The organism is Streptomyces sp. NPDC002784, assembly GCF_053592135.1.
Genome location: NZ_JBSFVD010000005.1, coordinates 432,263 through 443,058, shown reverse-complemented (window position 1 = coordinate 443,058; position 10,796 = coordinate 432,263). Strand labels below are relative to the sequence as shown.

General features: G+C 71.6%; 1 protein-coding gene. It reads left to right on the top strand.

The genetic code is table 11. The features are described from left to right. The first annotated feature begins 5 nt into the window (after positions 1 to 5). Positions 6 to 10,796, top strand: coding sequence for an SDR family NAD(P)-dependent oxidoreductase (locus ACWD1Z_RS14020; RefSeq protein WP_451118480.1), 10,791 nt, complete (start codon positions 6 to 8; stop codon positions 10,794 to 10,796).

The following is a 10,796-nucleotide window of genomic DNA, read 5'->3' as shown; positions in this document are numbered from 1 at the left end:
CCCGGGTGGTCGCTCTGCGGTCGGCTGCGATCCGGGACGAACTGGCCGGTCGTGGCGGGATGTTGTCGCTGGCGACCGGCCCGGAGCAGGCATCGGTGTGGGTGTCGTCGTATGGCGAGCGGGTGTCGATAGCCGTCTACAACGGTCCCGATGCCACGGTGGTGGCCGGTGATCCGGAAGCCCTCGACGAGATCTCGGCGAGGGCGGAGGCCGCTGGTGTACGGGCGCGGCGGGTCCCGGTCGATTACGCCTCGCACTCCGCCCATGTCGAGGACATCAAGGCCAAGCTGCTGGAAGCCCTCGCCCCGGTGGCACCGCAGACCTCCCGTATCCCGATGATCTCCACGGTGACTGGCGGGGTGTTGGACACCGAGACCATGGGTGCCGCGTACTGGTACGAGGGTCTGCGTCAGCCGGTGCGCTTCACCGAAGCGGTCCAAGTGGCCCTTGAACAAGGCCATTCCCGCTTCAGCGAGGTCAGCGCTCACCCCGTCCTCATCATGGGCGTGCAGTCGATCGCGGAGGCGGCGGAGAAGCCTGTCACCGTCGTCGGCACTCTGCGCCGGGGCGAGGACGAGAACGCCCGCTTCCTGGCGAGCGCGGCCGAACTGTGGGTCCACGGAACCGACATCGACTGGTCCGCCGTCTATGCCGGCCGTGCCGTGAACCGCGTCGATCTGCCCACCTACGCCTTCCAGCACCAGCGTTACTGGCTGGAGTCCGGTGGTACAGGCACCGTCGATGTCAGCGGCGCGGGTCTGGCCGCCGCGGATCACCCGTTGCTGGGGGCCGCGGTGAGCCTCGCCGCTGACGGAGGGCTGGTCCTGACCGGCCGACTGTCTCTGCGTACGCACCCTTGGCTCGCGGATCACGCCGTTGCGGGCAGTGTTCTCCTCCCCGGTACCGGGTTCGTCGAGCTGGCGATCCGCGCCGGGGACGAGGTGGGCTGCGGCCACCTCACCGAACTCACCCTCCAAGCCCCGCTCCTCCTCCCCGAGCAAGGCGCCGTCCACCTTCAAGTCGTCGTCAGTGCCCCCAGCGCCCAAGGGGAGCGCGGACTTACGGTCTACTCCCGGCCCGAAGGCTCCGCGTCCGACCAGGAATGGGCACTCCACGCCGAGGGCCTGCTCAGCCCGGAGCCGGTCAACTCGTCCGGCGCCGGTCTCACCGCATGGCCGCCCCCGGGTGCCGAAATTGTCGACATCTCCGGCTTCTACGCGGGCGTAGAGGCGGCTGCTTACGGCTATGGCCCTGCGTTCCAGGGTCTGCGCGCGGTGTGGAGGCGCGGTGGCGAGGTGTTCGCCGAGGTTGAGCTGGGTGAGTCGGAGCGGGCGGAAGCGGCACGCTTCGGGATCCATCCCGCGTTGTTGGATGCGGCGTTGCATGCCAATGGTTATGGGGACTTCGGTGGTGGCGGGGAGGTGTTGCGGCTGCCGTTCGCCTGGACGGGTGTTTCGCTGTTCGCGGCGGGGGCTGACCGGTTGCGGGTGCGGATCAGCGCGGCCGGTGAGGACGCGCTGGCTGTGGAGGTGGCCGACGGTACGGGGCAGCCGGTTGCCGAGGTGCGCTCGTTGGTGCTGCGCCCGGTTTCGGCGGCTGCGTTGGGCAGCGGCCGGGGCGCGGAGGACGACGATCTCTACCGTGTGGACTGGGCGCCGTTGCCGGTTCCCGAGGAGGTCACCGGGGCCGGGGTGTGGGCGGTGCTCGGGGCGGAGGACCGGTACAACGTCGGTGCTGCCGTCCAAGGAGCCGGGCTCGCCGTCGACTCCTATCTGGACATCGAGGGGCTGCGCGCGGTTCTCGACGCCGGGGTTCCGGCACCCGGGGTCGTCCTGGTCTGCGTCCCGTCGGCGGACGGCGGGGAGGGGCTGGCCGAGAGCGCTCGCCAGGCGGCGGCGGATGCGCTGGCCTTGGTGCAGGAGTGGCTGGCCGTCGATGCGTTGGCCGACACCCGGCTGGTGGTGGTGACGCGGGGCGCTGTCGCGGCTCGTGTGGGTGAGGACGTACGGGATCTGGTGGCCGCTCCGGTGTGGGGGCTGGTCCGGTCGGCGCAGTCGGAGAACCCGGGGCGCTTCCTGCTGCTGGACCTCGATCCGTCGTCGGAGTTGGGTGCTGATCTTGTCGCCGAGGGCGTGTCGGCGGCGCTGGAGGCGGGGGAGTGGCAGCTCGCGGTGCGGGGCGGGGACGTCCTTGTGCCGAGGCTGGCGCGCGCTTCTTCCGGTGCTGCGCTGGTTCCGCCGGCGGGTGAGCGGGCCTGGCGGCTGGACACCGTGGCCTCCGGCACGTTGGAAGGGCTCACTCTTCTGCCGGTCCCCGAGGCGACCGCGCCGCTTGCCGCCGGACAGGTGCGGATCGCCGTTCGGGCCGCGGGCCTCAACTTCCGGGACGTCCTCATCGGCCTGGGTATGGTGCCCGGTCAGACCGTGATGGGGAGCGAATGCGCGGGCGTGGTGGCCGAGGTCGGCAAGGGCGTCACTCATCTCGCCGCCGGCGACCGTGTCATGGGCTTCGTGACGGGCGGCCTGGGGCCGTTCGCGGTCACCGACGCCCGGGTGGTGGTGCCTGTTCCCGAGGGGTGGTCGTTCGAGCAGGCGGCCTCGGTCCCGGTGGTGTTCCTGACGGCGTACTACGGCCTGGTAGACCTTGCCGCCGTCCAGCAGGGCGACACCGTGCTGGTGCATGCGGGTGCGGGTGGGGTCGGCATGGCGGCGATCCAGCTGGCCCGGCACTTCGGCGCCGAAGTCCTCGCCACGGCCAGTCCCGGGAAGTGGGATGTGCTGCGGGGGCTGGGGCTGACGGACGACCGGATCGCCTCCTCCCGAGACCTGGGCTTCCGGGAGAAGTTCAGTGCCGAGCGCGTGGACGTCGTCCTGAACTCCCTTGCCCGCGAGTTCGTCGACGCCTCCCTCGATCTGCTGCCTCGCGGTGGCCGGTTCCTGGAGCTGGGCAAGACCGACATCCGGGATGCCGAAGAGGTCGCCTCCGAGCGCTCAGGTGTCATCTACCGCGCCTACAGCCCCGGTGACGGCGGCCTGGACCGCGCGAGCGAGATCCTGCGGACCGTCGTCTCCCTCTTCGAGTCGGGTGTGCTGGAGCCGTTGCCGGTGCGGACGTGGGATGTGCGCAGGGCGCCGGAAGCCTTCCGGTTCATGAGCCAGGCCAAGCACGTCGGCAAGGTGGTGCTCACCATGCCCCCGGCCCTCGACCCCGAGGGAACGGTCCTGATCACGGGCGGTACCGGCACACTCGGCGCGCTCCTGGCTCGCCACCTGGTGACCGAGCACGGCGTACGGAACCTGCTGCTGACCAGCCGCACCGGAACGGATGCACCGGGCGCTCAGCAACTCATCACCGAACTAGAGGAGTTGGGAGCCCGCACGACTGTCGCCGCCTGTGACGCCGCCGACCGCGATCAGCTCGCCGCCCTGCTGGACGGCCGTACGCTCACCGGTGTCGTCCACGCGGCCGGCGTCCTGGCCGATGGCGTGCTGACCTCGCTCACCCCGGAACAGCTGGCCACGGTCTGGCGGCCGAAGGTCGAGGCCGCCGTGAACCTGCACGAGCTGACCCAGGGCTCCGACCTTGCCCTGTTCGCTCTCTACTCCTCCGCCTCCGGCGTCTTCGGCGCCCCGGGCCAGGCAAACTACGCGGCGGCGAACGTCTTCCTGGACGCGCTCGCCCAGCACCGCCGAGCCCAGGGCCTGCCCGCCACCTCCCTGGCTTGGGGGTACTGGGAGCAGGCCAGCGCCATGACCGGCCACATGGAGAACCGCGACCGCGCCCGCCTCTCCCAAGGCGGCCTGATCGCACTCTCCTCCGCGCACGGCCTGGCCCTCTTCGACCGGGCCCACACCTTGGACGAAGGTCTGCTCCTCGCCAGCCCGCTGGACCTTGCGGAGCTGCGCGCCCACGCGGCGAGTGGTGCGCTGCCGACGTTGCTGCGGGGCTTGGTTCGTGCGCCGGCCGTGACTCGGCGGGTGGCGGCCTCGGCGGGGGCGGCCGGGGATGCGAGTTCGCTCGCGGAGCGGCTGGCTGGCCTGAGCGAGCCCGAACGGGAGCGCTTCCTGCTGGACTTGGTCCGTTCGCACGTCGCGGCGGTGTTGGGCCACGCCAACCCGCAGGCCGTCGACGCCGAACGCCCCTTCAGGGACCTCGGCTTCGACTCCCTCACCGCGGTGGAACTGCGCAACCGCCTCAACACCGCCACCGGCCTCCGCCTGCCCGCGACCCTCGTCTTCGACCACCCCACCCCCACCGCCCTCACCCGACAGATCCGTTCGGAGATATCCGGGCTGCCCGCCGCTCAGGCGCCTGGCGCCGTCGCTCGCCCGGCGGTCACCGGTGGCCTGGCGGACGAGCCGATCGCGATCGTCGGCATGGCCTGCCGCTTCCCCGGCGGTATCGAGTCCCCGGAGGAACTGTGGCGGCTGGTGCGCGCCGGGGAGGACGCCATCACCGCCTTCCCGCAGGACCGTGACTGGGACGACGACCTCTACGACCCCGACCCCGAGGCCCAGGGCAAGACGTATGTCCGGGGCGGCGGGTTCGTGGCGGACGCGGCCGGGTTCGACGCCGCGTTCTTCGGGATCTCACCGCGCGAGGCGCTGGCGATGGACCCGCAGCAGCGGCTCCTCCTCGAAGCCTCCTGGGAGGCCGTGGAGCGCGCGGGCATCGCCCCCGGCTCCCTGCGCGGCACCCGGACCGGCGTCTTCGCCGGGGCCTTGGCCTCCGAGTACGTGGCGCGACTCAACGCCGTACCGGACGGCATCGAGGGTTTCCTCGGCACCGGCAACATGTCCAGCGTCACCTCCGGCCGCGTCGCCTACCAACTCGGCCTGGAGGGACCGGCGGTGACCGTCGACACGGCCTGTTCGTCGTCGCTGGTGGCGCTGCATCTGGCCGTGCAGTCGCTGCGCCAGGATGAGTGCGACATGGCGCTCGCGGGCGGTGTGACGGTGATGTGCACGCCCACGGGATTCGTGGAACTGAGCCGTCAGCGCGGGCTCTCGGCGGACGGCCGCTGCAAGGCGTTCGCGGCGGCGGCCGACGGCTTCGGCCCGGCGGAGGGTGTCGGCGTTCTCGTGGTCGAGCGGCTCTCCGACGCCCTCGCCAAGGGGCACCGGGTCCTCGCCGTGGTGCGGGGTTCGGCGATCAACCAGGACGGTGCGTCCAACGGCCTCACGGCGCCCAACGGTCCGTCCCAGCAGCGCGTCATCCGTGCCGCACTCGGCAACGTGGGTCTTTCGCCCACCGACATCGACGTGGTGGAGGCGCACGGCACGGGCACGACGCTGGGCGACCCGATCGAGGCGCAGGCGCTGCTGGCCACCTACGGCCAGGGCCGGGACGCCGACCGGCCGTTGTGGCTGGGATCGGTGAAGTCCAACATCGGGCACACCCAGGCCGCCGCGGGCGTCGCCGGCGTGATCAAGATGGTGATGGCGATGCGGGCGGGCGTGCTGCCCCGCACCCTGCACGTGGACGAGCCGAGCCCGCACGTCGACTGGACGACGGGTGAGGTCAGGCTGCTGACCGAGGAGCAGGACTGGGCGGCGAACGGCCACCCGCGCCGGGCCGGTGTGTCGTCCTTCGGCATCTCCGGGACCAACGCGCACGTGATCCTGGAGGAGGCGCCCGCCGAGTCGGAACCGCGACCCGTGGTGGTGTCCGGCCCGGAAGGGCTGTCGGGCTCACCGGTGGTGCCGTGGCTGCTGTCCGGGCGAAGTGCGGGGGCGCTGGCCGTGCAGGCGGGTCGGCTGGCGGGAGTCACGGGTGAGCCCGTGGACGTGGGGTGGCAACTGGTCTCGGGGCGTACGGCCATGGAACACCGGGCGGTCGTCTGGGGCCGGGAGACCGCCGAACTGACGGCAGGGCTGGAAGCGCTGGCCTCCGGTGCTGCCGCACCCCATGCCGTTACGGGCACGGCTGTTGCCTCGGGCGCGCCGGTGTTCGTGTTCCCGGGGCAGGGGTCGCAGTGGCTGGGGATGGGACGGGGACTCCTCGACTCCTCGCCGGTGTTCGCGGCGCGGATCGGTGAGTGCGAGGCGGCGCTCGGGCCCTTCGTGGACTGGTCATTGACCGAGGTGCTGACGAGTGACGATGACGCCTGGATGCAGCGGGTGGACATGGTCCAGCCCGTTCTGTGGGCCGTGATGGTGTCACTGGCGGCCGTTTGGGAGTCGTTGGGCATCGAGCCCGCCGCTGTCATCGGTCACTCGCAGGGCGAGATCGCCGCGGCTGCGGTGGTGGGTGCGTTGAGTCTGGAGGATGCGGCCCGGGTGGTCGCTCTGCGGTCGGCTGCGATCCGGGACGAACTGGCCGGTCGTGGTGGGATGTTGTCGCTGGCGACCGGCCCGGAGCAGGCATCGCAGTGGGTGTCGTCGTATGGCGAGCGGGTCTCGATAGCCGTCTACAACGGCCCCGATGCCACGGTCGTCGCGGGTGACCCCGAGGCCCTGGATGAGATCGCGTCGGTGGCGGAGACCGCTGGTGTACGGGCGCGGCGGGTGCCGGTCGATTACGCCTCACACTCCGCCCATGTCGAGGACATCAAGGCCAAGCTGCTGGAAGCCCTCGTCCCGGTGGCACCGCAGACCTCCCGCATCCCGCTCATTTCTACTGTCACCGGTGCCGTGTTGGACACCGAGACCATGGGTGCCGCGTACTGGTACGAGGGTCTGCGTCAGCCGGTGCGCTTCACCGAAGCGGTCCAAGTAGCGCTCGAACAAGGCCATTCCCGCTTCAGCGAGGTCAGCGCCCACCCCGTGCTCATCATGGGCGTGCAGTCGATCGCGGAGGCGGCGGAGAAGCCGGTCACCGTCGTCGGCACTCTGCGCCGGGACGAGGACGAGAACGCCCGCTTCCTCGCCAGCGCCGCCGAACTGTGGGTCCACGGCACCGACATCGACTGGTCCGCCGTCTACGCGGGCCGCGTCGTAAGCCATGTCGACCTGCCCACCTACGCCTTCCAGCACCAGCGCTATTGGCTCGAAGCGGCGGGATCCACCGGCGACCCCGCCGAGCTGGGTCTGGGCGCCGCAGAGCACCCGCTGCTCGGTGCCGCGGTGAGCCTCGCCGCCGATGGAGGGCTGGTCCTGACCGGCCGGCTGTCTCTGCGGACGCACCCCTGGCTCGCCGACCACGCCGTAACCGGCACGGTCCTCTTCCCCGGTACCGGGTTCGTCGAGCTGGCGATCAGGGCCGGGGACGAGGTGGGCTGCGGCCACCTCACCGAACTCACCCTGCACGCACCGCTCCTCCTCCCCGAGCGTGGCGCCATCCACCTCCAAGTGGTGGTCGGCGCACCGGACGAGAGCGGGGACCGGACCGTGACCGTGCACTCCCGCGCGGAGGGCGCGGAGCCGGACGCCCCGTGGACGTGGCACGCCGAGGGGGTGCTCGGAGCGAAGGCGGTCGAGCCACTTGCGACCGACCTCACCGTCTGGCCCCCGCAGGGTGCGGACCCGCTCGATGTGTCCGGCTTCTACGCGGGCGCCGAGGCTGCCGGTTACGGCTATGGCCCCGCGTTCCAGGGTCTGCGCACGGCTTGGAAGCGTGGCGGCGAGGTGTTCGCCGAGGTTGAGCTGGATGAGTCGGAGCGGGCGGAAGCGGCACGCTTCGGGATTCATCCCGCGTTGTTGGATGCGGCGTTGCATGCCAATGGTTACGGGGACTTCGGTGGTGGCGGGGAGGTGTTGCGGCTGCCGTTCGCCTGGACAGGTGTTTCGCTGTTCGCGGCGGGGGCTGACCGTCTGCGGGTGCGGATCAGTGCGGCGGGTGAGGACTCGCTGGCTGTGGAGGTGGCCGACGGTACGGGGCAGCCGGTTGCCGAGGTGCGCTCGCTGGTACTGCGCCCGGCTACGGCGCTGGGCGACGCCCGGGGCGGGGAGGCAGACGACCTCTTCCGTATGGACTGGGTGTCCTTGCCGGTTCCCGAGGAGGTCACCGGGGGTGGGGTGTGGGCGGTGCTCGGTGCGGAGGATCCGTACGGCGTCGGCGCTGCCGTCCAGGGCGCCGGAATGGCCGTGGACTCGTACCCCGATCTTGGCGGGGTGCGGGTCGGGATGGAGGCCGGTGTACCGGCGCCCGAGTTGGTGTTCGTCTGCGTTCCGCAGGTGGACGGGGCTGACGGGCTCGCCGGGGCCGCGCAACAGGTGGCGGCGGACGTTCTGGCGCTGCTGCGGGACTGGCTGGCGGACGAGGGCCTGAGCGACACCCGGCTGGTGGTGGTGACGCGGGGCGCTGTCGCGGCACGTGAGGGTGAGGACGTACGCGACCTGGTGGCCGCTCCCGTGTGGGGGCTGGTCCGGTCGGCGCAGTCGGAGAACCCGGGGCGCTTCCTCCTCCTTGACCTGGACCCGGCCTCGGAATTGGGCGCCGATCTTGTCGCCGAGGGCGTGTCGGCGGCGCTGGAGGCGGGGGAGTGGCAGCTTGCGGTACGGGGCGGGGACGTCCTGGTGCCCAGGCTGGCGCGCGCTTCTTCCGGTGCTGCGCTGGTTCCGCCGGCCGGGGAGCGGGCGTGGCGGCTGGACACCGTGGCCTCCGGCACGCTCGACGGGCTGGCGCTGGTGCCGGCTCCGGAGGCGACCGAGCCGCTTGCCGCCGGGCAGGTCCGCATCGCCGTCCGGGCCGCTGGAATGAACTTCCGCGACGTCCTGATCAGTCTCGGGATGTACCCGGGACAGCCCATCCTGGGCAGCGAGGGCGCGGGAGTGGTGGTCGAGGTCGGGGAGGGCGTCACCCACGTCGCCCCGGGCGACCGAGTCATGGGTGTCGTCCCCCATGCCTTCGCCCCGTTGGTCGTCGCCGACGCCCGGCTCGTCGTACCGATCCCCGAGGGGTGGTCGTTCGAGCAGGCGGCGTCGGTCCCGGTGGTCTTCCTGACGGCGTACTACGGCCTGGTCGACCTCGGTGGCCTCAAGCGGGGTGACACTGTGCTGGTGCATGCGGGTGCGGGTGGGGTCGGCATGGCGGCGATCCAGCTGGCCCGGCATTTCGGCGCTGAAGTCCTAGCTACTGCCAGTCCCGGGAAGTGGGATGTGCTGCGCGGGCTGGGGCTGACGGACGACCGGATCGCCTCCTCCCGAGACCTGGACTTCCGGGAGAAGTTCAGTGCCGAGCGCGTGGACGTCGTCCTGAACTCCCTCGCCCGCGAGTTCGTCGACGCCTCCCTCGAACTCCTCGCTCCCCAGGGCCGGTTCGTGGAGATGGGCAAGACGGATCTGCGTGACGCCGAGCAGTTGGCGCAGGCCAATCCGGGCATGACGTATGCGCCCTTCGAGCTGGGCGAGGCGGGGCCGCAACGGATGGGCGAAATCCTGGCCGAGGTGATGTCCCTCTTCGAGTCGGGTGTGCTGGAGCCGTTGCCGGTGCGGACGTGGGATGTGCGCAGGGCGCCGGAAGCCTTCCGGTTCATGAGCCAGGCCAAGCACGTCGGCAAGGTGGTGCTCACCATGCCCCCGGCCCTCGACCCCGAGGGAACGGTCCTGATCACGGGCGGTACCGGCACCCTCGGCGCGCTCCTCGCTCGCCACCTGGTGACCGAGTACGGCGTACGGAACCTGCTGCTGACCAGCCGCACCGGACCGGATGCCCCGGGCGCTCAGCAACTCATCACCGAGATGCAGGAGTTGGGAGCCCGCACGACCGTCGCCGCCTGTGACGCCGCCGACCGCGACCAGCTCGCCGCCCTGCTGGACGGCCGTACGCTCACCGGTGTCGTCCACGCGGCCGGCGTACTGGCCGATGGCGTGCTGACCTCGCTCACCCCGGAACAGCTGGCCACGGTCTGGCGGCCGAAGGTCGAGGCCGCCGTGAACCTGCACGAGCTGACCCAGGGCTCCGACCTCGCCCTGTTCGCTCTCTACTCCTCCGCCTCGGGCCTCTTCGGCGCCCCGGGCCAGGCAAACTACGCGGCGGCTAACGTCTTCCTGGACGCGCTCGCCCAGCACCGCCGATCAAAGGGCCTGCCCGCCACCTCCCTGGCTTGGGGTTACTGGGAACAGGCCAGTGCCATGACCGGCCACATGGAGAACCGCGACCGCGCCCGCCTCTCCCAAGGCGGACTCGTCCCGCTCTCCTCCGCGCACGGCCTCGCCCTCTTCGACGAGGCCCTGCGCCTAGACGAGGGGCTGCTGGTGGCCAGTGGCATCGATCTCGCTGAACTCCGTTCCCTCGCCGCCCGCGGTGTGCTGCCGGGGCTGTTGCGGGGGTTGGTTCGTGCGCCGGCCGTGACTCGGCGGGTGGCGGCCTCGGCGGGGGCGGCCGGGGATGCGAGTTCGCTCGCGGAGCGGCTGGCCGGCCTGAGCGAGCCCGAACGGGAGCGCTTCCTGCTGGACTTGGTCCGCTCACACGTTGCCGCAGTCCTCGGCCACGCCAACCCGCAGGCCGTCGACGCCGAACGCCCCTTCAAGGACCTCGGCTTCGACTCCCTCACCGCGGTGGAACTGCGCAACCGCCTCAACACCGCCACCGGCCTCCGCCTGCCCGCGACCCTCGTCTTCGACCACCCCACCCCCACCGCCCTCACCCGACAGATCCGCTCCCAGCTCCCCCTCGCCGAGGCGGCCGACACCGCGCCGACCCTCGCGGCGGAGCTGGAGCGGCTGGAGCGGGTCATCGGTGCGGCCGACTCCGACGACGTCGTCAGCCACCGTGTCACCGACCGGCTCCGGGCGCTGCTGGCGGCCCTGGAGGGCGCGGCGACCGCCGCCGACCCGGCGGATGACGACGACCTGGACGGCGCCACGGACGACGAACTGTTCGACCTCCTCGACAGCGAGTTGGGGACAGCGTGA